This window comes from Dietzia sp. CQ4 (assembly GCF_014145125.1).
GTDB classification, from domain to species: domain Bacteria; phylum Actinomycetota; class Actinomycetes; order Mycobacteriales; family Mycobacteriaceae; genus Dietzia; species Dietzia natronolimnaea.
On sequence record NZ_JAALDZ010000144.1, the window covers coordinates 1 to 22,283 of the forward strand.

Genomic DNA, 22,283 nt, shown 5'->3' on the forward strand with positions numbered 1-22,283 from the left:
ATGACCTGATGCAACTACCCGCCTGACCACCCACGAAGGATCACAATCCAGTTACACCACTTCTAGGGGCTTGACCCTGTGCCGGCGTTGGCGTCGGCTGCAAAGCCCCTACGGCCGCGTCAGTGGTAGCAGTGATCGTCATGCTGGGTTCTCCTTCTCCTCGCGCCCCAGCCGCTCATCCAAACCAGTCCGGGTGTCTCACACAAGTCTGGCGGATAGGGGATTGATAGAACAGAACCACGCAACGGGCACGACGAAGCGAGAGGCTCATGGTTGACACCGTCGAAGCGCATCGCGCTTGCAAATTTTGCCTCGACCCCACCGATTCTCAGTTGCGCACCTTGGCGCGGTAGGCCCGAGCCGCGAGGTGGGTATTTAGCTGGAGACTCGGCGCTCTGATCAACGGTCATCGTCGGTACCTGCCAGAAGTCGCTTTTGGCATGGGGACACGTGGGTGATTGTCCGTCAGGAAGAGGCTGAGATAGTGGTTCGACCCGAGGGCGTCTTGGAACTCGCCGATGCTCTCCGCGATGCAGCTGACTACGCCGACCAATAGCTGGCCGAGCAGTAGCTGGTTTGCCGATAAGCCCTGGCACGCCCGCTGTGCGGCGCACTCTCCGTACGGTGGGCAGGGAAGTCACCGTTTGCGAGAAGGGTTGCCCCGTGAAGCTATCGATTGTTGACCTGGGGACCGTGGCTCCCGGAACTACCGAGAAAGAGGCACTCGTCGATTCTCTCGACGGTGCCCGGCATGCGGAGGCAGTCGGGTTCCACCGCGTGTGGTTTGCCGAGCACCACCTGAGCCGCTCGGGCGCCTCGCATCACCCGGAGCTGCTCATCGCCGCGGCCGCGATGCAGACCACCGAGATTCGCCTCGGGTCCGGGGCGGTGCTGATGAACCACTACAGCCCGTTCAAGGTCGCCGAGATGTTCAAGCAATTGGAGTCGATGGCCCCCGGCCGCATCGACCTAGGAATGGGCCGGGCCACCGCGGGCCCCGTCCTTGACCTGGCACTGCAACAGAACCGCGAGCAGCCCGCGCAGGTCGAACATCAGCAGCAAGTACTGGAGACGCTGGCGTGGCTGTACGGCACGTTCCCCGAGGACCACCCGTTCGCCGGCCATCAGCTCATGGCGAGTGTGCCCGAGAACCCGCAGACCTGGCTCCTCGGTTCCAGTACCAACGGCTCCAACCTCGCCGCCGGCCTCGGCATCGGCTACACCTTCGCGGGATTCATCAACCCGCCCGGCGCCGCACCGGCGCTGCGCCACTACCGCGAGAACTTCCAGCCGCAGGGCTTTGGGCTCGACACCCCACGCGCGATTCTCGCCGTCAACGTGTCGGTGGGGGACACCGCCGCGGAGGGGCTGCACCTGGCCAACTCGCCCAAGGGCTTCTACTCACGTCTGGGACGGGCCGGCCGGGCGGCGGCGCAGGTGACCGTGCCCTCCGCCGACGAGGGAGCCCGCGAGATGAGCGACGCCGAGCGGGGCGAGCCCACCAGCATCGTCGACGGACGGTGGCCGCGCTTTGTTGCGGGCGGGCCCCAGGAAGTGCGAGCGACGCTCGAGCAGATGCTCGACCAATCCGGTGCGGACGAGCTGATGATTCAAGACATGATCGCCGACCCGATCGCCAGACGGCACTCGCACGCGCTGCTCGCCGAGGCGTTCGGACTGACGCCGCGAGGCTAAGCCTAATGTTCAGCTAGGCGACCTCTACGGCGTAGCGGATCGCTCCATCGGCACCACCGCGGTCACGTCAATCTCGATGAGCATCTCCGGGAACGCCAGCGTCTCCACCCCAACCATCGTGGACGCTGGGAGGGCGTCGGGGGCGATGCCGGGCACCTCGTAGAGGGCTCGGGCGAAATGTCCCAGCACCTCCTCGTTGAGGCCCACCAGGTAGTAGGTGGCCTTAACCACGTCGGCGAACGTCGCCCCCGCGGCCGCCAGCGCCGTGGACACATTGGCAAACGCCTGGGTGGCCTGTGCGTAGTGATCACCCGCGCCGACGATCTGGTTCTCGGAATCGTAGGCGCCCTGACCAGACAGGTAGAGGGTGCGCCCGCCCGTCACCTCCACAACGTGCGAGAGCCCCTGATGTGGCTGCAATTGCGGGGGATTGATGCGTCTGATGATCATGCGTGCTCCTGCTCGGTGGGGTTTGGGCCAGTGCCAGTGCCAGTGCCAGTGCCGGTGTCTGGGTTGCGGTCTGGGGCGGGCGACGCCTCACCAATCGTTACTGGGTCACCCTCATGGATCGTGCCAGGGGTCACCACGCGCAGTACACGCCCAGCTCCATGCCGGTGGTGGTGGCCAGCGCACGCAGGATCGCCCGGTCGTGCGGTAGCTCCGCCTGCGGCAGACCCACCATGATGCACCGTGCGATGGGCATCACCACGTCACACACCACCTCGCCTATTTGCAGCCGGCGGCCCACCCAATCGATCTCCGGGCACCCGTCCGTGTCAGCGTCGGTTTCCAGGATGATGTTCTTGCGGAACCGACGTGAGTCGATCTCCGAGTCCGGGGCCGCGCGGCGGATGCTGTCCATCGAGGCGGTGGTGAGCAGGGACAGCGGCATCGCGTCGAAGTACGTCCCTGGTGGGGTCGCAAACCGGACGAGCTCGGCCATCACATCCTCAGGCAGGGCCGAGAAGTCGGGGAACGGGTCATCCGGACCGAGATCGTGCTGGGCGAGCATCTCCTTTTTGCTCGTCCGCGCACGGCGGTAGTGGGCGTGATCGTCGCGCGGCATGCGCGGCCACACCGTCACGTCCCGTCCCACAGCGTGTGAGAGCGCGGCGTGGATCTCGTCGTCGTCACTGCGTCGCACCGAGCCATCGGGGAAGGTGATCTCCACCGTCGGCGTTGAGGCCCCGTCTGGCTCCTCGAGGTAGCGGGCATGGAACTGCATCAGCGACGTGATCCGCTTGGCGCCGCGGATCTCGGAGGCCGCCTCATCTCGCAGCCCCCAGCCCCTGTCCCCGGGGATGCCCCATTGCGCGGTGATCTCCGCTGTAGGGATTCGGTCGCCTTGCATCGACTTGACGGGATACCGCCATAGTTCACCGACCCGGCCCACCAGCACGCTGCCACCACCTCACGCCGGGCACCGTCGGCCCGGTCACACGGCGCACCGTAACAAGGAATTGACACCTGTCGGGGCGGATCGGGGTCGGTCCGGCCTCACCTGGTCGCACGTCACCTGGACAGACGTCGTCGGCTCGCACTTTTCGGCTCACACCTCGCCGGGTCGCAGGACTGTCCGGCCCAATCGGTGCGAGACGGCGGCGCCCCACGGGGTGGCCAGGCGGGCCGCGGCCAGAATGGCGCTGTCCTGCAGTACCTCGTGTGCCGGTCCCCGCGTGAGCTCGCCCTGGGACAGGACCAGAGTCTCCTCGGCCCAGGCCCACGCGAGGTCCACGTCGTGCGTGGCCATGACGATCGCCGTCCCCGTCTTCTGGAGAGCGTCCAGCGCGGCCAGTAGGTCGTCGCAGGCCAGCGGATCCAGGCCCGCGGTCGGTTCATCCAGGAGGAGGACGCGGGGGCGCATCGCCAGCGCGCCGGCAATGGCCACGCGCTTGCGTTGACCAAAGGATAGGTGGTGGGGGATACGGTCGGCGAGATCGGTAATCGCCAGCGCCGCTAGGGCCTCGTCGACCCGGCGCACCACCTCCTTCTGTCCCAGGCCGAGGTTCACGGGGCCGAAGGAGACATCTGCGCGCACGGTGGTGGCAAAAATCTGGTCGTCGGGTTCCTGGAACACCATCTGCACGGACTCGCGAAGGCGCACCCGATCCGCCCGCCGGTCCCGGACCCGCTCACCGTCCAGTTCGAGCGTCCCGGCCTCGAGGCGGGCCAGCCCCACCAGCAGTCGCATCAGTGTGGTCTTGCCGCTGCCGTTGCCGCCGAGCAGCGCGATCCGTGCACCCGCGCACACATCCAGTTCGGTGCCATCAAGCACCGTATGCGTGTGGCTGCCGGTCGCGTCGATGCGCCGGTAGGAGAAGCGGCCCCCGCGTACGGACAGAATGGTCACGTCACCACCCCCAGGACGACCATGCCCACCAGAACCACACAGATCACGGTCAGGCGGGCAGGGGAGACCGGCCGTGCCGGAGCCAGGACCGCCGTCTCACCGGGTTCGGCTCGCATCGACATCGCGTCGTCGATCGCCCGGGCTCGTGTCATGGCCAGCACGAACACCGAGGCGAACTGCGTCCCGATCGACCCGATCGCGGACCGTGCGGTTCGGTTCCCCAGCCGCAGATCGTGGGATTGACGCAAGGTCCGGGTGGTGCCGATGAGGATTCCGATCAGTCGGTAGGTGGTGTCCACGACGTGCGCGAGCGGGGCGGGCAGGCCGGCACGCCGCCCCGCGGCCAGCAGATCCGCGATGGGCGTCGTACACGCCAGCGTGATGGTGGCGGCGGTGGCGGCGATCGCGCAGCTTACAGTCCGCCACGCGGTATCCACCCCGGCCGGGTCCATCACGAGACGCCAGTCCGCCAGATCCCAGATGAGGGGCGCAGTGCCCACAACAAAAAAGACGACAGGCGCGAACAACGCCGGCAGATAGACCCGCGCGGGGACCCGGGCCAGCACGAGCGCACACAGGGCGCAGACGGCCAGGATCACCCCGTGCCCCACCGGTGGCGGCACGAGTAGTGCCGCCACGAGCAGGCCACCGAAGAGCAGTAGCTTCTCGGCCACCGGGCGGGCCGACCACCTGTTGTGGGAGGCCGCCAGCTCAAGCGGATTCATCTACGTCCCGGAGGCATCCGCGGTAGGAGCGGTTGCGGCTGCCGCGGCGGGAGATGCTGCCGCAGGCGCGGTCACGGCCGTGGAGCCTGCCTCCTTGCGCTGCCGCGTCCGTGTGCGCAATACGCCGAGGCCGTAGCCGACAATGCCGCCGCCGATACCGGCCTGGAGGGCGAACATCCCCGACTCGACCTCGCCCGGAAGTTCGGGGAGCAGGGGCTCGAACCACGGCTCGTACTCGGGCGAAACCTCGCCGATGGTGCCCTCGGCCTGCCCGTCCGCGCCCTCGAACTCACCGCCCGCTCCGGTGCCGTAGACCAGCGAGAACACGGCGATCGCGCATGCCGCAGCGATCAGCCCGACCAGCACCCACACGCTGACGTGTTTGCGGCCGGTCATCGTGCCTCCTCCGCGGTCGTGGTCGGCTCGACGCTCCCGGCGACCGCGCCTGGGTTCGGGGCGTCCCCGGTGTGCCCAGTGCTCCCGGTGTCTCCGGCGCCGTCAGGGTCCCCGGTGCCCGAGGTGCTGCCTGCTCCGGTGAGGCGGGCCCGCCGGAAGAATCCGAGCAGGTCTAGCTCGTGCGAGGCGATCCGCAGCAGAACGCCCACAACCACCACCACGACGAGCGCCTCGACAATCGCTAACGGAATTTGGGTGAGGGCGAACACCGCCAGGAACTCGCCCATGGAGTACCACAGGCCGTGCTCGGCGCTGGGGAACGCCAGCGCGAGCTGGGCACTGGTGGCGAGGTACGTCACCAGATCGGCGAGGAACGCCGCCACGAATACCGACCCCAGCAGCGGCACCGCGACTCGCCGGCACACCAGGAACGCCCCGTACGCGGCCCACGGGCCCGCGACCCCCATGGAGAACACGTTTGCGCCCAGCGTGGTAATTCCTCCGTGCGCGAGCAGCAACGCCTGGAAGAGCAGCACCACTGTGGCGACAAACGCCATGACGGGCGGGCGGAAGATGATCGTCCCGAGTCCGGTGCCGGTGGGGTGCGAACTCGACCCCGTCACCGACGGCAGCTTGATGGCAGACATGACAAACGTGAACGCCCCGGCCACACCGAGGAGGACACCTGCCTTGGGTGTCTGGCGGACCGTCTTGACTACCTCGCGCGCGCCGTGGATCACGAACGGCGCCGCGACGACCGTCCATGCCGCGGCGTGCGCCGAAGGGAGGAATCCCTCTGCGATATGCATCTGATGGAACCCTTCTGGATAGTGCCCCGTGGGGTGGTGGGATTCGGATCGGCGTCTGGTCAGGCGCAATGATCAACGAGTCGTGATTGATCGTAGTCGTTACCGGTGTCCAGAGCTCGTCGTTTGGCGGCGATGACGCGTCGGAGTTCGGCCATGGAGGTCTCCGAGAGATAGCGGCGGGAGACCTGCCATTCGTCGTGTTGATCGATCACCACCGACGTCGCCAGGCGCAGGAATGCGGCGGGGTTGGGGAAGATTTCCACGACGGGCTGGAGCAGTCGACCAGAATAATGCTGCAAGGCGCAGACCCCTCCGATCGCGGTGTGTGATGTACCGATGTGTCGGCTGTACCGGTCAGCAATATCTCGCCACCAGTCGGGATCAGTGAGTGCTTCGAGATTTGTCCAGCCGGCCTCGTCACCGGGAGTGGTGCGCAGCGGAATCGTGGACGCGGCGAGCGCACGCAAAGTCGTCGCGCTTACCAAGTCTTGGGGGGAATCGAGTGCTGATTGCACGATCGGGGCCTTCTCCGTGAGTTAACCGGTGACCGAGGTACGCCTAGAGCAAGGGCGAGAGTTCTGCATCGGGCATCGGCTGATGAGGCAGGAAGTCAGAGACGATGTAGCGAGGTGGCCTGCTGGCCGGGACGACAGGCCAGCAGGCCACCTCGCCTGCGTATCAGGACAGAATGGAGGGGCTTTGGCCCCCCATTGGCGCGGCGTTTTCGATTGCCTTGCCGACGTTCAGGACCGTGCGCTCGTCGAATGCCCGGCCGATGACCTGCAGCCCGACCGGTAGTCCGTCATTGAGGCCGACCGGCACCGACATCGCCGGCAGCCCGGTCAGGTTGCTCGGTCCGGTGAAACGGATGAAGCTATCGATCAGATCGGCCTTCGAACCGTTCAAGTCCGCTTCAGATGAGCCGATGTCAGGAGCCATCACCGGAAGCGTGGGTGCGATCAATACGTCGACTCGAGACATCACCTCAGCGAAGTCGTTCTTGAGTTGGCGGCGAACCTGCTGTGCCTGGAGGTAATCGACGGAAGAGAACAACTCGCCCAGTTCGAACAGGAAGCGGATGTCCGCACCGAAGTCGTCCGGGCGGTTCACCAGGTCCTCATGGTGAATCGCCGACGCTTCGGACAGACTGGTCGCCAATTCCGCCCACTCTGCGTAACGCAGCGTGGGAATACTGACCTTCTCGACCCGGGCCCCTCGCGACACAAGCTCGTCGATCTGAGCGCGGACCAGCCGCTCGATCTCAGTGTCGACGTCGCGAAAGTAGTAATCCTCCTCTACGCCGATGACTAGCCCGGACACGTCCCCATCCAGCGTGGACGAGTAATCGGCCACCGGCGTGTCGACGCACGTCGGATCCGCCGGATCGAAACCAGCGATGACCTGCAGCATCGCAGCGGCATCGTCGACGGTCTTCGTCATCGGCCCGATGTGGTCAAGGGTCCAGGCCAAGGGGTAGCACCCGTCCTTCGGCACGCGCCCGTGAGTGGGCTTGAGTCCGACGATTCCGCACGCGGCCGACGGGATGCGTATCGAGCCCGCCGTATCCGTCCCCAAGCTGGCATACGTCATATGCGCAGCGACCGCCGCTCCGGAACCGCCGCTCGAGCCCCCCGGCACCTTGGCCGTGTTCCACGGATTTTTCACGCTGCCGAAGTGAGGGTTGTTGTTGTCGATACCCCATGCGTACTCGTGCATGTTCAGTTTTCCGGTGAGTACCGCTCCGGCCTGCCGCAGCCGCCTGACCACAGTGGCGTCCGCTGACGGAACGAAGTTCCGATGAATTTTCGAGGCCATCGTCGTGACTTCGCCGGCGACGTAGAGGTTGTCTTTGATAGCGAGAGGGATCCCGTGGAAAATCCCACGGTAGTTTCCGCGAGCAATCTCCTGTTCCGCGCGCTTGGCGTCGGCCTGCGCCTCTTCGCGGAAGCTGATGTAGGCATTGATCTTCGGGTTGAGCGCTTCCGCATGATCCAGGAGCGCAGCAGTGGCCTCCACCGGAGAGACACTCTTGTTCTTGATCAGACCAGCTAGCTCGGTGACTGACTTGGTGACCAGTTCGTTAGCGGACATGATCGCCCCCCGGAAGGTTGCGGATGGCGATGTCTGCGTCGTCGAGTGCTACACCACTGAGGTCACTCCGGCGCTCAAGAGTCTCCGCCCACTTTGATTCCAGTTTATCCAAGTGCGCATCTGACGGACGCACACCCTTGCTCGCGAGTGCGTCTTTCACTGACAGGGCCATGAAGATCTTCCCCTTCGAGGTCACGCCTCAGCATCGAGGCTGATACGGGTAAACACTTCCGATTGAGAAACTTCGAGTTGAAAGTGTTTGCGTCACGTTAAGTGGTATAGGTCACAATGTCAACAGCCGGCCGCTGGACGGTTCCGCGCCTGAGTGTTGAAGGGCTGACGACTACCCCCCGAACGGCCCCATCTCGGTGCTGTGATCTGGAACACGGTTGTCGGGTACTCTCGGCAGGGAGCGGCGAAAGCTTGGGCGGCCTGTGTCTCAGCCGCCTGAGGGCCGAGGGCAACCCGATTCGACTGTCAGAAGGCTGCGCACGGCCCCGTTATGGCGCGAAAAATGTGTCCGAGCGTTCAACGAGAGGGCTCCCTACTGTGCTTACTGTGGTTCCCCGCCAGCACCACCAATCAGATGTCGTCCGGATCGGCATGGTGGTCCCACTGCAAGGGCCCGGCGGAATTTTTGGCCCATCATGTATTGCTGTGAGCGAATTCGCCTGTCAAGAACTCAACGCGCGCAACGGAATCGCAGGCCGGCGGGTCGAAATGGAGTACATCGACGGCGGCCAGGAACTCAGCCGTGTCGCCGCAGACGTGAGCGCGCTACTCGACGCCGGCCGTATCGACGCTCTCTCTGGATGGCACATCTCGTCAGTGCGTCACCACCTGGTCCCGATTATCCGCGGACGTATCCCGTACGTTTACACCTCTCTTTACGAAGGGGGCGAGTGTCGGCCCAATGTCTATTGTTCAGGAGAGACGCCTGAGCAGCAGATATATCCGGCCTTGCGATGGCTCCGCGACAACCTGGGCATTCGATCGTGGTATGTGGTGGGCGCCGACTATGTGTGGCCGCGGCGCACGTACTCGATGATCAAGCACTTCTGCAGTGCCCTCGGCATTGAAATCTCCGGGGCCTCGTTCGTCCCAATGGGACAAGCAGATGACCCTCGACTCCCGACAGCGGCAGCCGCCAGCGGATGCGACGCCGTGCTCACGCTGCTCGTTGGCCAGGACGCAGTCGATTTCAACAGATGCTTCGCTGCGGACGGATTGTATGAGCAAATCCTGCGATACAGCCCCTTGATGGAAGAGAACATGCTCCTCGCGGGCGGTCCAGAGACCACAGGAAATTTGTATGCCTCAGCTGCCTACTTTCGGACGCTCATCACCGAGCCATCCATGCAGTTCATCGGCGACTACGCTGACGGGAATGGGGGGGTAGCGCCAGCGTTGAACAACATGGCGGAGTCGTGTTACCAAGGCATTTACACGCTGAGCCACCTCGCCCGCCGCGCCGGCGGACTCGACGCCACTGGATGTGATGCGGGTATCGACGGGTTGTCCTTCGATAGTCCGCGAGGACCAGTGAAATTCGAGGGAAATCAAGCCCAACAACAAATCTACTTAGCCCGCGCCGACGGCGTTGACTTCGACGTTGTCGCCTCTTTGTAGAGGTTCGACACGCACTATGTCGCGGTGAACACGAGGACCGCCGTAGACGCACCGACGGCAGTCACGGCCAGCACCCCGCCGAGCGCGGCATAGCGGCACCAAGAGACCTTTATCCCCGCCCGGCGCAGTTGATCTGCCCACAACAGTGTGGCCAGAGACGCCCAGGGGGTGATCAGTGGGCCAGCGTTGGAGCCTATCAATACGGCCATGATCTCCACATCAGACCCGGCAGCCGGTTCGAACAGCAGATATGCGGGCAGATTGTTTAGCATGTTACTCGCCAGCGCCGCGGCTCCAGACAGCACGAAGAGTTCACTGACGCCAGTGCCCTCTGTCACGAGAACGGAGCGCAGCATCTGCTCAGCACCCGCGTCGAGGGCGAGCTGCACAGCGACCACCACGCCGACTGCGATCGCGATGGCCGACCACGGAACAAGCGCCATTCGCACACTCGCACGGTCGACCTGCCGGAATGCTACGAGCACGATGGCCGCCGCCACCGAGGCTGACCACCAGACCGGTATCGGAGTGGTCAGAAGCGGCATCAGCACTGCGAGCACCCCCGCACAAAGGGGCATCAACCGATGTGTTGTGCGACCTTCCTTCACCGATCGGAAGTGCTCGTCGGTCTCGGACTGCAGCCCTGCCACATCTCGCCGCGCGAGGCGTCGACGAAAGACGAGCCCGGCGAACAAGATCGTGACGAGAACCGAGATCGTCGCCGGCAGAACAGCCAGACGCAGATAGCCACCGGTGCTGCCGGCGAACGCGTTCGATCCGACAGCAAGCAGATTTGTCAGATTGGACACCGGCAAGAACAGCGATCCGGTGTTCGAGATCCACACGACTGTGAGAACAAGTGGTCCTGGGTCGGTCCCCGATCGAAGCGCTAGGGCGAACACGAGGGGAGTAACCAGTACTGCAGTCGTGTCGAGCGAGAGAAACGCCGTCGAGACCACACTCAGCCCGACAACAACGAACCAGAGCCCCAAGCCTCGACTCGCCCGGCTACGCGCCACCATTTCAGCGATCTGATCGAACACGCCTGCTTTGGCCGAAAGGTTGACCACTATCGAAATCGCTGCGAGGAAGAGTAGAATCGGACCGAGACGGCCAACTAGACCCGCCACCTCGTCCGATGGCGCTGCGAAACCGTACAGCGAGCAAAGTAGTAGGAGCGACACGGCAACACAGACCAACCGAACAGGGGTCGCTTTCACCAGAGAGCCCGGCTTATCTTCGATGTTCCACTCCGCCCGTTACCAGCCAACACGAGTGAGCACGGTCGAACGCCGCCCCTGAGAAGCACGGACGCTTCAGGGGCGGCGTTCAACGACGGCGTACGGATTGCCTGATGGACCTGATCAGCCTTCCGCCACGTAGCCGATCGCCGACATCCGATCTCGGATGTCCTCCTCACTGATTAGACCAGACTCGATAACGCTGGCCTCAAGAGCTTTAGCCCAGCTCTCGTAGTACGCTTCGCACCCATTCGAGGCATCGATCGACCTGATCAGTCGCTCGCGGAAGAACTGCCAGTCATAGGATTTCTGGTCCGTCAGCGCCACAGCGACCCCGAATGCCGTCGCTTCCCAAGGTTCGGAAAAGACGAGCTCGCCGTTGTCCCGTGGTGGGGCTTCCGATCCGGACGCCGGGAGTCGGTCAGTCAAGGTCTCGCCACTCATGCCATCACTTCGTTCGGTGTAAGGGCATTGCTGACCCCGATCATTGAATCCCGACTGACGAGCTTCGCCAGCTCGACCTCTGACCAATCCTCAGTGCCCTCAGGACGCTCAGGAATCACGATGTAGCGAATTTCCGAACTGCTGTCCCATACCTTGACTTCCACATCGGGCGATACGGGGAACTTGAAATCGCTCTTCAGCGTTTCGCGCGGGTCCGCGACGATGCGCGACCGGTACTCCATGCTCTTGTACCAGGCGGGCGGAAGGCCCAGCACAGGCCACGGGTAGCACGAACACAGCGTGCACACCACGACGTTGTGGGTCTCCGTGCTGTTGAACACGGCAGCGATCTGATGCGCCTGCTCGCCGGCATATCCGAGCGAGGCCATAGCGGCGGTCGCGTCCTTCTTGAGCCAGTCGCGGTACTCCGGATCGACCCATGCCTTCGCCACCACCTTTGCGCCCCCCATGGGGCCGAGGTCATTCTCGTAGTACGAGACCACCCGGTCCACCGCCGCAGGCGAAACGATGCCCCTCTCGTACAGAAGGGTCTCGATCGCCTTCGTGCGTGCCTCGTACTCTGTGTACTTCTCGACATGATCACTCATGGTGAAGTCCTCTCATGCTCCGACTAGATACGGTTCCCACAGGTCGACATAGACGACATCCTTGTCGTTGCCGTCATCTCCCCACAGGTCGGTTGATTTGAACGCCACGGTGTAGAGCGGCTGGGGGACGTCCCTACGGTTGATGTAGTTGCTGTCCGGGTAGATCTGAGGGCCGTGCGAGGTATGGACGACACCAGTCCGGTTACGGACGTACTTCGGGCACCGCGTGTGCCCCAGCGGGTTCATGTTCTTGACAGTCACTGAATCCCCGGCCGAGAACGAGGGCTCCGGTCCTGGAAGGACTAAAGAATGCGGCTTGTGCATTGCCTCGATCGCCTTGTCGATGTCTCCCTCCTCGAACTGGCGGGAAGGGTTCCTGTCGACGTAGCTACCGTCGAGAATCTCCTGTACACGCTTCTTGCGCTCGTCTTCGGTGATGATGTTGTCCGAGACAAGGATTCGTTCTGCCGCACTGAGCCAGTGTGTGTAGTACGAATCACGGATCTCGTTGACGTAATTCTCATTGCCCATCATCTCGCGATAGAACCGCGACTTGTCCCACCACGAGAGTCCCCTGATGTGCATCCAGGTGAGTATCGAGAGCGCGCGGCCCTCCCACTCGTGATGGAAGTACGGCTCATCTTTCTGGTAGGGGACCGGCCCGTAGCCGGTCATCCCTCCAGTGTCATGGATTCCGTCCATCGTTCTTACCTTTCCTTCCTGCGTCGCCAGGCGGTCAGTTTCCGCGCTGTCGTCTCGGCATAGAGGTAGATCGCTTGGTTGGTAGATGAATCCCTCACGCGGGCCTCATCCGGGATCGGCCGTAAGACCTCCGTCCGATTCATCGCCTTAGCCAGCACGAGTGCGAGCTGAGTGATCTGCATCACGGCGATGACTCATTGTTACTTTCTGTACGAACAAATGTCAATGCGTAGATGTGACGATTGTCACCGGGCTGACGCTGGAAGTTCGTTCCACGGCTGGATCTGGAGCCGCCGGGAGCTGGCGCCGGCGCCGAGCGAAGACTGAGCGGCATACATGGCCGGCAGGCACCAGGGGCTGTGGTTGACTAGTGTCATGGGCCATGTTGTGCAGGGCGAGCCAATGCGAGGAGCGATGTTGGATGCTGCGGCGGCAGCGACCGTCGCGGAGACCCTGCAAGCATTGGCCTCGCCCAATCGCCTGATGATCCTGGCCAGGCTCCGGCAGGGGCCGTGTGCGGTGACCGAACTCGCCCAGTCGGTCAATATGGAACAGCCGGCAGTCTCCCACCAATTGCGATTACTCCGGACTCTCAGCCTGGTGAGCGGTCAACGCGAGGGTCGCAACGTTGTCTATAGCCTGTACGACTCGCATGTGGCAGCCCTGCTGGACGAGGCGATTTACCACATCGAGCATCTCCGACTTGGCTCCAGGCAGCACCACTCCGCCTGAACTCGCGGAGTTCGACTGCCTTCGGTGCGGGGAAGTGGGCCCGGGGCGTCCGCACTCAACGTCCGCGGGTGGCTTTGGAGAGTCGCTAATCGGTGGTTAACTTCACGACGGCAGTATATCGTCGGTCTGATTACTGAGACTGCCGACTGAGTGTGTCAGCCACTGAGGGGCGGCACAGCGAGCGGAGGGAACCGTGGCGCGCGAACCATCGGTGGAGGCGATTCTGGACGGCGTGACTGTAGGGCGGGAGTCTCGATCACTCATCTCACTGGGACGTGCGTTGTCCCGCCTCGTCGACGAGGTGGCGACCGATTATGAACTGACTGCCGATTTGTGGTTGACGCTCGAAGAGATCACGAAGTCTGACGGTATAACGATGACGGAGCTGGCCCGAAAGTTGGCAATCCCTGCTCCTACGGTGACGAAACTCGTCGACCATCTCGTTTCCAGGGCATTGGTGTTTCGTTTGGCAGACCAGGCGGATCGGCGTCGAGTGTTCGTCCATGCGTCGCGTCTCGGGGATCGGATCCATCAGCAACTGGGGCCCGAGGTGAGGCGGGTCGAGCGAGAGTTCCTGCAGGGTCTGAAGTAGCGGGCGGGCCAAGGTCGGCCTATTCAAGATCTTTGCCGCTCATGACGGGGAAGCCCAACATTGGGTGACCTCATAGTTCGGTCCGTCTGGCTGGGATAGGTTTCTCGGGGGCGCGGATGCACGTCCCGTCAGGGTGGCGCTACTTTCTCGGTGGTGGACACATGGCCAGTGGCGTCGAGGTAGGCGGCATCGCGTAGGGCTGCCTCGAGAACCTGAACATAGGGAAGACGCAGTTCGGCAGCCATGCCGTCGAGCGTGGTTCGGGCCGGCAGGCCGCGCAGGCCGTGGGTGCGCCACAGGTGCAGATTCTGGCGGGTGATCCCGATTCGGCGGGCCAGCTCGGACTCGCTGACGCCGTAGGCGCGCTTGTGGGCGTCTATGAGTTCGACCAGGCGAGGGGTCTCCATGGCCTCAAGTGTCCGCCCATGCTGGGGAGGCGTCAAGCAACAATTAACGCTATCGACAAGTGATACTTTACATAATAATAGTTATCGGCGTTAACATACTGCCGGGTCTGGGTGGTTTTGCGGCGCCTTGTGGCGTGGTGGATCCTATGGCGCAAACTCGTGCGGATCGGTGGCGGCGCGGTACACTAGAGGCACAACGGGCCGGATACCGGAACGTTGCCTGCCGAGGGCTCCCGCGAGGGGGCCCTCGTTTTATTTAGGGCATCCAGGTTCGTTGCCGGTGGGTGTCTTGGTAGATCAGGTGGGCGAGCTTGTCGGTGACGGCTTGCGCTCGGGGGTGCTGATTGCGGACTGCTTGGGCCCGGTGGTGGATGTAGACCGCCATGTCTACGGCCTGTAGGCCGGGTGTGTGGCGTGAGTCGGCGAAGTTGATGGGCGCGGAGATGTACTTCAGGCGGCTGGGTCGGTAGCCGCCGGTGCCGAGGTCCTGGTAGGCGCTGAACTGGTCTTGGTGCTCTGCGCTGGTGGCGATCTCGTCGGCGACGACGATCGCTTGCTCGCCGGCGCCGTGTCGGGAGGTGTAGTCGTCGATCTGCTCGAGTAGGTGTCGGAAGACCACGGTGTGGGGCTGCTGCGGGTACCGGTAGCGGGCGTTGAGGCGTCTGACGTCGACGCCTTCGAAGAGGTAATGCACGCCCGCGTGCTGGGCTGCCTGTAGGACGGCGGTGTAGAGGCCGGCGGCCTCGCGGTGTTTGCCGCGAAGGGTGGCCCACTGCCCCACGCCGCCCATGATCTCGTGCCCATGGAACTCGGCTGCGGGATCGGTCCCGTGTTGCGCGGAGGTCCGCTCGGCGATCTGGGCGTAGAGCCGGTGGAGCTGTTCCCATTGGTCGTAGTCGGCGATCGCCGCCCCGATGTAGTAGAGCTCCTGGTCGTAGGACTCGTCGACATAGGCGATCAGCACGTGATCCATCGTCTCACCCGACTGCGACGGGTTCGCGCGGCACCGACTGCTGTGGCCGAGGCTCCCCTCGACCCTCGCCGTCCAGATGGCGGTTCTGTGACGGCGAGTTCGGCGACCGCTTCGGGGCGCACCGGCGCGACGGGCTGGTGTCAGTAGGGCGCATCCGGTAACGTCGGTAACCGGAAACAATACCGGTTACCAGTTACCGCAGAGGAAAAGGGGTTGTCGTGTCGACGTCGGAGAAGATCGCCAGGGCCTATGGGGTGATGGTCGCGCGTGGGGACAAGGTCACGGTGCGGGCGGTGCAGCGCGAAGCGGGAGTGCGGATCGGCGAGGTGGCGGCGTGGATGCGTGAGCACGCCGGCGGGGCGGCCGGGGATGTGCCCGAGGCGCCGGATTTGTCGGAGGCGATGTCGGCGATGGTGGCCTCGGTGTGGGCTGCGGCGTGGAAGCGCGCCGCGGAGCAGGCGGATGAGGCGACCGCGGTGGCGCTCGATGCCGCTCGCGCCGGTGAGGCTGACGCCCTCACCGCGGCCGAGAAGGCCACCTTGGAGAAGGATGATGCGGTTGCCGCTCGAGATCGTGCGACCGGCGAGGTGGAGGGGCTGCGCGGCGAGCTGGAGCAGGTGCGAGGTGAGCTCGAGGCTGCCCGCCGGGAGGTCCGCGACGCCCGTACCGCGGCAGTGGAGGCGGATCGGGCGCGGGTTCGCGCCGAGGCCGCCTCAGACACTCTGCGTGAGGTCCTCGATGCACTGCGTGAGGGCAGGGGCGACTCGGCGGCGACGGACGCCTCGTGAGCGCAGCCGATCAACACGTGGCGTGGCGCTGAGCACGCCAGTAGTCGCACTCCCCTGACTGTTCAGAGGCCGCCCCGCGGCTGGCGCAGCCGCGGGGCGGCGCCGCGTTCAGCCCTGCTGGGGTAAGGGTGCGGCCGGGTCGGGCAGAAGCACTCATCGCAGTGGTGCGTCAGACGACTCACCTGACAGTCGTGCGCCTGTCGTTGCCTCTGGTCAGGTTCGTTCGGGCAGGGGGTAGGGGGTGGTGAACTCGGTGAACCACTGGGCCGGTTCCAGGTTGACTCCGCCGACCCATCTGGTGATGGTCTCAGCGGGCAAATCGTAGAGCGCCAGGACGTCGTCGTCTTGGAACAGGTCGCTCGCCAGGTCGCCCCAGGTGTCGGGGTTGTCGGTCTCGGCGGGCCAGGCCATGGCCTGATCGGCTGACAGTCCGGTGTCGGTGACTGCGGCTCGTCTCAGGATCAGGTGCAGCACCATCTCCTCACCAGTGCAGCGGGGCACGGGCGCGCCCCACTGCCTGGCGTCGTTAGCGAGCCGGGTGGCGCACTCGGCGAGTTGGTAGCGCCAGAGGCGGCTCTGAGTGAAGGTGCACGGCGGTAGCGCGTCAAGGATCTGTAGCTGGTCGCCCGTCACCGCTGCGGTGCCGAGCAGATCGGCGTCGGCGCGGATCTGCTCGGCGACCTCAAAGGCCGCGACTGTGAGTGCCTGTGCGCGGCGCGGACCGATGGTGTTGATGAGGTCGACGAACTCGGGGTCCAACGCAGTCACGGTGTCAGGCTCCTGGCCGAAAGCGGGGGCGCTTGGTCTCATTCTAAAGCGCCCTGGCACCGGGCATCGGGCCTGTGGCCCGATGCTGCTCGTAAGAATCCCCACCGGCCCGAGAGAGCCCGGGAGACTGTGGCCGAGGGGATGCATGGTGATCTTCCGCCGCCCCTGCACGAGTGGTCTGCCCGCCGGCGGGCGCAGAATCGGGGCATGAGGCGTCACCTGTTGCGGCGCTGAGACTTCGTGGTCGGGCTTGCCGGGCACCGACCGTTCCCCGGCCCCGTCATGACGATCGCTACCGTTCACGGCTGGCACCGACCGTCATAGATTCCACGCCACCTGCGATGGGCCCTCCTGCACGGCCGGGCGCCCCGGCGCCAACGCCGTATCGGCGCGGCCCGCTGACACATCCGCACACCCCGAAATGAGTCGAGGCCCCGCTCGAGCGGGGCCTTGTGTTGGTTGTGAGCCTACGTGTTCGTTCAAAACAGTGGTGGCGTGTCGAGGGGCGCGGCGTTGCCGCAGGCGCGGGCATAGGCGGCTGCGTTCCACCCGCCGGCAACGGCCTCACGCACGGCCAGTGACCGGGCGTGGCGGTCTTGACGATGCGCCAGGGTTCGAATGACTCCGGTGCGCCCGCACGCGACGGCGTAGAGCAGGTTCGCCGCTTGAGTGGAGGCGATGAGATGCCCCTGATCGACGCGGACACACAGTGGTTCGTTGCAGCGGTGCTCCCCCACACCGCCGCCGGTGAGCTCGCCCGAAATCAGCAGCGCAAACCGGTGCGCTGACTCTGTACGGCTCGTTGCATAACGACGCCAGGTGATGCGTCCGTATCCGTCACCGGCGGAGATGGCACCGGTCCAAATCCAGCATCCGTCGGCAGGTGCCTTGATCACGCGGGACCAGAACGCGTCGATCGCCGCCTGAGTGGGCGGCAGGGTCGCGCTATAGGGACGCGACCGCCGCGCCGCGCCAGCCGGGGCGGGAGGTGGCGCGACCAATTCCAGGCCCGGCAGAGGAATGTCCACGTCTGCGGGACTGGTGCGCGGGTCAGTGGGACTCGGCACCGTTGTGGTCCGAGGTCGTGTCCGACGCCTGCTCGTCAGTGGTCTCCGGCGTCTGATCCCCGGTGGCGGTGCGGTCCTTCGCGGCGCGGATTGCCGCGCCGACCTCGCGGGCGGACAGGCTGGTCATCTCGGCCAAATCCGCCTGGGCGACCCCAAGGTCCTTGAGCTCGATCAGTGACTCCCCCAGGGCGGCCTCGGCGTCGGCGCGGGCGTCGATCGCGGAGAACACCGCCACAAGCTTGGACTCGCGCTTGCGCGCCCGCTCGAGCTCGTCAGCCATCGCCTGGCGGGCACGGGCCCGCGCGGTCTGGGAACGCGAATCAGTCTTCGTAGCAGCCATAGCTCAAACCCTAGAGCACTCCTGCGACACCCGCGAGCACCAACCACTCCCACATCCGACCACCGTGTAGTTCTTCCTGGCCGCAGTAAAGCAGCCACCGACCTGGCCAGACCGAATACTCGCTACTGCTCGACAGAACAGCCACACACAGTAGGCACTTCTAGTGAACGATGGGAAGCCGCTGGTCACAGGGCCGTGCGCTGCGACGCGTAGACGCGGCCGTCCCGGGGCGCATACGCTGGCGGGTGTGATGAGTCTGCGGGCGGTGCACGCGGGTACTGGTTACCAGTACCTGCTGCGCTCGGTAGCCACCCATGACGCCGATCCGCAGGGCCTGGCCCTGTCGGACTACTACGCCGCTAAGGGCACCCCGCCGGGACGGTGGATCGGTAGCGGACTTCAGGGACTGAACTCCCAGTCCGTGGCCTCTGGGGCCACGGTGACCGAGGCGCAGATGGCCGCCTTGTACGGCGAGGGTATGCATCCGGACACCGATCAGATGATGGCCGACGGGAAGCTCTTGGCGGCCTGCAAGTTGGGCCGGAGCTTCCCGCTTTACACCGGCGGCGTGGACGTTCTGGAGGCCATCGCCGCGGCCGAGAAGTCGTTCCTCGCAGTCGAAGGGCGGCGCCCCACCACCGATGAACGAGGGCAGATCGCCGAGAGCGTCGCACGCCCGTTCTTTTCCGATGAGTTCGGTTACGAGCATGCCTCCGGCAAGGACGTCATCGCGTGGGTCAACCGCCAGCGCGACCAGGTGCGCCAGGCGGTCGCCGGGTTCGATTTCACGTTCTCTCCGGTGAAAAGTGTCAGCGTCCTGTGGGCGCTGGCCGACGAGCAGACTGCCTCTCGGGTGGCTGCGTTGCATCACGAGGCCGTCGCCGAAGCGCTGGCCTGGGCCGAGGACAACGCGATCTACACGCGCGTAGGGACCGGCGGTATCAAGCAGGTCAAGACCGGCGGGATCATCGCCTCCGAGTTCACGCATTTTGACACCCGCTGCGGGGACCCGGACCTGCACTCCCATGTACTGCTGGCCAACAAGGTCCAAGCCCCTGACGGGCGCTGGCTGTCGCTGGACTCTCGTGCCATCCATCAGATGCACCAAGCCATCTCTGCCCGGTATGACGCGATCCTGCACGACAAACTCACCCGCCGAATGGGCGTGGAGTTCCAGCCCCACTACTCCCACCCAGACAAGGCACCGATCTGGGAGATCTCTGGGATAGACCGCCGCCTGATCGAGGCGTTCTCCTCCAGGCGCACCCTGGCCCGTCCGGTCTATGACCGACTCGTCAGTGAGTACGTATCCGCTAATGGTCGGCAACCGTCGCAGCGGGCCGCGTACGCCCTGTGGCAGAAGGCGATCCTAGATACCCGGGACGCCAAAAAGCCCGCCCAATCCCTGATCGAGCACCGCGCGACCTGGCGGCAGATGGCCGAGCGAGTCGTCGGGGCACACACCGTCGAGGCCATCGCCAGCGAGGTGACCATGCAGGGTCAGCGCGAGAGCGAGCGGGAGCTGTTCGACGCCGACGGGCACGCCCGCCTGGTGGCAGAGCAGGCGGTGGAAGCGGTGGCAGCGCGGCGAGCGCAGTTTCGCCGCTCCCACGTCGACACCGCCGTATCCACCTTGCTCAAGGGCTACCGGTTCGAGGGCCCCGAGGCCCTGGACCGGGCGCACGAACAGGTCATGGCCACCGCCATGAACGATCTCGTGGTGCAGCTGACCCCGCCGGAGAGTCTGGACCTTCCGGGTGCGTTGACCGGGCCGGAAGGTGCCGGCATTGACCGGCACGCAGGCGCCGAGAAGTACACCACCCAGGCAGTCCTCGATGCCGAGGCCATCACCCTTGAGGCGGCGCACACGCCGGTCGCGGTGATCGCCACCCGCGCCGATCTCGACCGCGCACTGAAGACGCACGAGGACGCCGAAGGATGGTCCCTCAACGCCGGACAGACTGCCCTCGCTGCGCATCTCATTGGTGCTGGAACACTGCTTGCCGCTGGCGTGGGGCCGGCTGGGACAGGCAAGACCGCATCCATGAAGGTCGTGGCCCGAACCTGGCAAGACACCGGCCGCAACGTGATCGGTCTGGCACCCTCCGCGGCAGCAGCGGCCGTCCTCGCGGGCGACATCGGCACTGACTGTCGCACCATCGACTCGCTGACCTTTACCTGGATGGGCAAGCACCCCACCTTGCCCGGAAAGACTCTCGACGCGCTGCCCGTTGTGATCCGCCCCGGCGACATGCTTCTCGTGGACGAAGCCGGCATGGCCTGCACTGAGAACCTCGCCGCACTGACCGAAATCGCCGCCGCATCCGGGGCCATTCTCCGGCTGATCGGCGACCCCAAGCAGCTCGCTGCTGTCGAGACCGGGGGGCTGTTCGCCGACCTGACTCGCACCCCGGGAACGCCTCAGTTGCGCGAGGTCATGCGCATGGGCGCGGACACCGAACAAGCCGAAGCGACCCTGGGCCTGCGCGACGGTGATGCGGGCGCACTGGCTCTCTACAACGGGCGGGGCTGGATCACCGGAGGGCACCGGGAGCAGATGCTCACCGAGGCCGCTCAGGCGTTCCTGGCCGACACAGGCGCTGGCCGCCAGGCACTGATCATCGCCTCGACCAACACCGATGTCGACACTCTCAACGAGGTCATCCGGGCCGACCGGGTCGCCCGCGGACTAGTCGACGACGCACACACCACCAGGGTCGCTCGCGGCGACACCGTTGGTGTCGGCGACACCGTCATCGCCCGCACCAACTCCACGCTCTACACCGGCGACCGCACCTACCTTGGACGGGTCATCAACGGCCAACTGTTCACCGTCACCGGCATCGCCGATGATGGCTCACTGGCAGTACGCGACTCCTCCACCGGCCAAGACATGCTCATCCCCGCCAGCTACGCCGACAAGAGCATTCACCTCGGTTACGCCGCCACCATCCACCGCGCCCAGGGCGCCACCGTCGATACCGTCCACGCCGTCATCGACGCTGGCGTGGACCGTGCCGGCCTGTATGTCGCCATGACCCGCGGCCGACGAGAAAACCGCGCCTACGCCGTATGCGAACCCACCCTCGACACGGGCGCCGAGGACGCCCACATGCACTCCGCCGGCGACCACCAAGCCCCAACCGCAGACGAGGTGCTGACTGGCGTCCTGGCCCGCGACACCCACCAGGCCTCGGCCACCGAAACCCTCCGCCAGGAATACGCCAGCGCCACCAGCGACGAACGACTCGCCCAGCTCTACCGCCACGGCGTGGACCTCGCCGCCCGCGATTTTGCCGCCGCCACCCTCCCGGCCTACATCGACGCACTACCGCGGGCCTACGCCCACCAAATCGAGGCAGACCCCGACCAATACCAGGCCCTCGCAGGCGCGTGGACCGAAGCAGCAACCCGAGGCCTCGACCCCCGCGAGGAATGGGACAACGCCACCGACACCCTCGACACTGCCGAGAAGCCCGGCTCTGTTATCGCCCACCGGATACGCCACGCGACCCGCGAACAAGCCGAGACCACAGCACTGCCCACTCCCCCACCCACGACCCCAGGATCCGACACCGAACTGACCACCTGGCTTGCAGAAACCCATCGCACACTCACCGCCGATCCTGCCGCCCAGGCGGTAGCCCGTGCCGCTTCCTTCACTGCCGAGGACTTTGTCGCCTCCTACCTCGACTCCCGCACTGCAGAACACGAACCCGGCCCGGACACCCACCCCACGACGAGCTCGCCATGGGGGCCATCGACCGACTCCTCCCCCGACCTGTGGTGACTCGCCCCTGCTCGTCAGGCGCCAGTGGTCAGGCTGCGGTGGTGCGGGCCCATTGGTGGGGTGCGAGCAGCATGTCGGGGGCGGGCAGTGCGGCGCGGGCTGCGGCGACCAGTTCCCACCAACTGTCGGGATCGGC

General features: G+C 65.2%; 22 protein-coding genes and 1 pseudogene. 6 read left to right on the plus strand and 17 right to left on the minus strand.

Features of this window, described 5'->3' with window-relative positions; genetic code table 11:
* The first annotated feature begins 663 nt into the window (after window positions 1-663).
* Window positions 664-1,695 (plus strand): MsnO8 family LLM class oxidoreductase, encoded by a 1,032-nt coding sequence (locus tag G6031_RS08995; RefSeq protein WP_182653065.1) that lies wholly within the window; start codon window positions 664-666, stop codon window positions 1,693-1,695.
* Window positions 1,696-1,719: 24 nt separating this feature from the next.
* Here the strand turns inward: G6031_RS08995 and G6031_RS09000 are convergent, their stop codons facing one another.
* From G6031_RS09000 to G6031_RS09035, 8 genes and pseudogenes are all read right to left on the minus strand, one after another.
* Window positions 1,720-2,145, minus strand: a complete 426-nt coding sequence (locus tag G6031_RS09000) for a RidA family protein (protein WP_182653066.1) — start codon at window positions 2,143-2,145, stop codon at window positions 1,720-1,722.
* Window positions 2,146-2,275: 130 nt separating this feature from the next.
* The gene (locus G6031_RS09005) at window positions 2,276-3,094 is read right to left on the minus strand and encodes an MOSC N-terminal beta barrel domain-containing protein (protein WP_347238470.1); all 819 of its coding nucleotides are present in this window, start codon (window positions 3,092-3,094) and stop codon (window positions 2,276-2,278) included.
* 150 nt (window positions 3,095-3,244) lie between these two features.
* Window positions 3,245-4,045 carry an ATP-binding cassette domain-containing protein gene (locus tag G6031_RS09010; RefSeq protein ID WP_182653068.1) on the minus strand — a complete coding sequence of 267 codons (801 nt, stop codon included), beginning with the start codon at window positions 4,043-4,045 and terminating at the stop codon, window positions 3,245-3,247.
* Window positions 4,042-4,770: a CbiQ family ECF transporter T component gene (locus G6031_RS09015; RefSeq protein ID WP_182653069.1), complete on the minus strand. Its 729-nt coding sequence runs from the start codon at window positions 4,768-4,770 to the stop codon at window positions 4,042-4,044. The genes G6031_RS09010 and G6031_RS09015 overlap by 4 nt, the downstream gene beginning before the upstream one ends.
* Window positions 4,771-5,166 (minus strand): energy-coupling factor ABC transporter substrate-binding protein, encoded by a 396-nt coding sequence (locus tag G6031_RS09020; protein ID WP_182653070.1) that lies wholly within the window; start codon window positions 5,164-5,166, stop codon window positions 4,771-4,773. It abuts the gene before it with no gap.
* The gene (locus G6031_RS09025; protein ID WP_182653071.1) at window positions 5,163-5,975 is read right to left on the minus strand and encodes an energy-coupling factor ABC transporter permease; all 813 of its coding nucleotides are present in this window, start codon (window positions 5,973-5,975) and stop codon (window positions 5,163-5,165) included. Before G6031_RS09025 ends, G6031_RS09020 begins: the two co-directional genes overlap by 4 nt.
* A gap of 59 nt (window positions 5,976-6,034) precedes the next feature.
* Window positions 6,035-6,241: pseudogene (locus G6031_RS09030) on the minus strand (IS256 family transposase); the annotation flags it as partial.
* 412 nt (window positions 6,242-6,653) lie between these two features.
* Window positions 6,654-8,066, minus strand: a complete 1,413-nt coding sequence (locus tag G6031_RS09035; protein ID WP_182653072.1) for an amidase — start codon at window positions 8,064-8,066, stop codon at window positions 6,654-6,656.
* 603 nt (window positions 8,067-8,669) lie between these two features.
* Here G6031_RS09035 and G6031_RS09040 point away from each other — a divergent pair.
* A complete protein-coding gene (locus G6031_RS09040) occupies window positions 8,670-9,695 on the plus strand; it encodes a substrate-binding domain-containing protein (protein ID WP_182653080.1) in 1,026 nt (341 codons plus the stop codon).
* A 14-nt stretch (window positions 9,696-9,709) separates the two neighbouring features.
* Here G6031_RS09040 and G6031_RS09045 read toward each other — a convergent pair whose 3' ends face one another.
* From G6031_RS09045 to nthB, 4 genes are all read right to left on the minus strand, one after another.
* Complete coding sequence (locus G6031_RS09045; protein ID WP_347238471.1) at window positions 9,710-10,915, minus strand: SLC13 family permease; 1,206 nt, start codon at window positions 10,913-10,915, stop codon at window positions 9,710-9,712.
* A 144-nt stretch (window positions 10,916-11,059) separates the two neighbouring features.
* A complete protein-coding gene (locus G6031_RS09050; RefSeq protein WP_182653074.1) occupies window positions 11,060-11,380 on the minus strand; it encodes a nitrile hydratase accessory protein in 321 nt (106 codons plus the stop codon).
* Window positions 11,377-11,988 (minus strand): nitrile hydratase subunit alpha, encoded by a 612-nt coding sequence (gene nthA, locus G6031_RS09055; RefSeq protein ID WP_182653075.1) that lies wholly within the window; start codon window positions 11,986-11,988, stop codon window positions 11,377-11,379. Before nthA ends, G6031_RS09050 begins: the two co-directional genes overlap by 4 nt.
* A 12-nt stretch (window positions 11,989-12,000) precedes the next feature.
* Window positions 12,001-12,690, minus strand: a complete 690-nt coding sequence (gene nthB, locus G6031_RS09060) for a nitrile hydratase subunit beta (RefSeq protein WP_182653076.1) — start codon at window positions 12,688-12,690, stop codon at window positions 12,001-12,003.
* A gap of 375 nt (window positions 12,691-13,065) precedes the next feature.
* On the opposite strand from nthB, the gene G6031_RS09065 reads away from it, so the two are divergent.
* Window positions 13,066-13,422 carry a metalloregulator ArsR/SmtB family transcription factor gene (locus G6031_RS09065; protein WP_182653077.1) on the plus strand — a complete coding sequence of 119 codons (357 nt, stop codon included), beginning with the start codon at window positions 13,066-13,068 and terminating at the stop codon, window positions 13,420-13,422.
* Between the two features lie 193 nt (window positions 13,423-13,615).
* A complete protein-coding gene (locus G6031_RS09070) occupies window positions 13,616-14,014 on the plus strand; it encodes a MarR family transcriptional regulator (RefSeq protein WP_347238472.1) in 399 nt (132 codons plus the stop codon).
* 128 nt (window positions 14,015-14,142) lie between these two features.
* Here the strand turns inward: G6031_RS09070 and G6031_RS09075 are convergent, their stop codons facing one another.
* Window positions 14,143-14,421, minus strand: a complete 279-nt coding sequence (locus G6031_RS09075; protein ID WP_182653078.1) for an XRE family transcriptional regulator — start codon at window positions 14,419-14,421, stop codon at window positions 14,143-14,145.
* A gap of 256 nt (window positions 14,422-14,677) precedes the next feature.
* Window positions 14,678-15,394, minus strand: a complete 717-nt coding sequence (locus G6031_RS09080; RefSeq protein ID WP_119699253.1) for a DUF3800 domain-containing protein — start codon at window positions 15,392-15,394, stop codon at window positions 14,678-14,680.
* 218 nt (window positions 15,395-15,612) lie between these two features.
* On the opposite strand from G6031_RS09080, the gene G6031_RS09085 reads away from it, so the two are divergent.
* Window positions 15,613-16,182 carry a hypothetical protein gene (locus G6031_RS09085; RefSeq protein ID WP_119699254.1) on the plus strand — a complete coding sequence of 190 codons (570 nt, stop codon included), beginning with the start codon at window positions 15,613-15,615 and terminating at the stop codon, window positions 16,180-16,182.
* A gap of 213 nt (window positions 16,183-16,395) precedes the next feature.
* Here the strand turns inward: G6031_RS09085 and G6031_RS09090 are convergent, their stop codons facing one another.
* From G6031_RS09090 to G6031_RS09100, 3 genes are all read right to left on the minus strand, one after another.
* Window positions 16,396-16,950 (minus strand): hypothetical protein, encoded by a 555-nt coding sequence (locus G6031_RS09090; protein ID WP_182653079.1) that lies wholly within the window; start codon window positions 16,948-16,950, stop codon window positions 16,396-16,398.
* Between the two features lie 479 nt (window positions 16,951-17,429).
* Window positions 17,430-17,978: a hypothetical protein gene (locus G6031_RS09095; protein WP_244213206.1), complete on the minus strand. Its 549-nt coding sequence runs from the start codon at window positions 17,976-17,978 to the stop codon at window positions 17,430-17,432.
* Window positions 17,979-18,000: 22 nt separating this feature from the next.
* Window positions 18,001-18,357 carry a hypothetical protein gene (locus tag G6031_RS09100; protein ID WP_241737271.1) on the minus strand — a complete coding sequence of 119 codons (357 nt, stop codon included), beginning with the start codon at window positions 18,355-18,357 and terminating at the stop codon, window positions 18,001-18,003.
* 250 nt (window positions 18,358-18,607) lie between these two features.
* Between G6031_RS09100 and mobF the strand changes: the two genes are divergently transcribed.
* Window positions 18,608-22,147, plus strand: a complete 3,540-nt coding sequence (gene mobF, locus G6031_RS09105; RefSeq protein WP_187702167.1) for a MobF family relaxase — start codon at window positions 18,608-18,610, stop codon at window positions 22,145-22,147.
* Window positions 22,148-22,283: the final 136 nt, after the last annotated feature.

Coding starts and splice junctions, on each gene's coding strand:
- G6031_RS09000 (WP_182653066.1), bottom strand. CDS start 2,145: ATGATCATCAGACGCATCAATCCCCCGCAATTGCAGCCACATCAGGGG.
- G6031_RS09015 (WP_182653069.1), bottom strand. CDS start 4,770: ATGAATCCGCTTGAGCTGGCGGCCTCCCACAACAGGTGGTCGGCCCGC.
- G6031_RS09020 (WP_182653070.1), bottom strand. CDS start 5,166: ATGACCGGCCGCAAACACGTCAGCGTGTGGGTGCTGGTCGGGCTGATC.
- G6031_RS09025 (WP_182653071.1), bottom strand. CDS start 5,975: ATGCATATCGCAGAGGGATTCCTCCCTTCGGCGCACGCCGCGGCATGG.
- G6031_RS09035 (WP_182653072.1), bottom strand. CDS start 8,066: ATGTCCGCTAACGAACTGGTCACCAAGTCAGTCACCGAGCTAGCTGGT.
- G6031_RS09040 (WP_182653080.1), top strand. CDS start 8,670: ATGGTGGTCCCACTGCAAGGGCCCGGCGGAATTTTTGGCCCATCATGT.
- G6031_RS09050 (WP_182653074.1), bottom strand. CDS start 11,380: ATGAGTGGCGAGACCTTGACTGACCGACTCCCGGCGTCCGGATCGGAA.
- nthA (WP_182653075.1), bottom strand. CDS start 11,988: ATGAGTGATCATGTCGAGAAGTACACAGAGTACGAGGCACGCACGAAG.
- nthB (WP_182653076.1), bottom strand. CDS start 12,690: ATGGACGGAATCCATGACACTGGAGGGATGACCGGCTACGGGCCGGTC.
- G6031_RS09065 (WP_182653077.1), top strand. CDS start 13,066: ATGGGCCATGTTGTGCAGGGCGAGCCAATGCGAGGAGCGATGTTGGAT.
- G6031_RS09075 (WP_182653078.1), bottom strand. CDS start 14,421: ATGGAGACCCCTCGCCTGGTCGAACTCATAGACGCCCACAAGCGCGCC.
- G6031_RS09080 (WP_119699253.1), bottom strand. CDS start 15,394: ATGGATCACGTGCTGATCGCCTATGTCGACGAGTCCTACGACCAGGAG.
- G6031_RS09100 (WP_241737271.1), bottom strand. CDS start 18,357: ATGGCTGCTACGAAGACTGATTCGCGTTCCCAGACCGCGCGGGCCCGT.
- mobF (WP_187702167.1), top strand. CDS start 18,608: ATGAGTCTGCGGGCGGTGCACGCGGGTACTGGTTACCAGTACCTGCTG.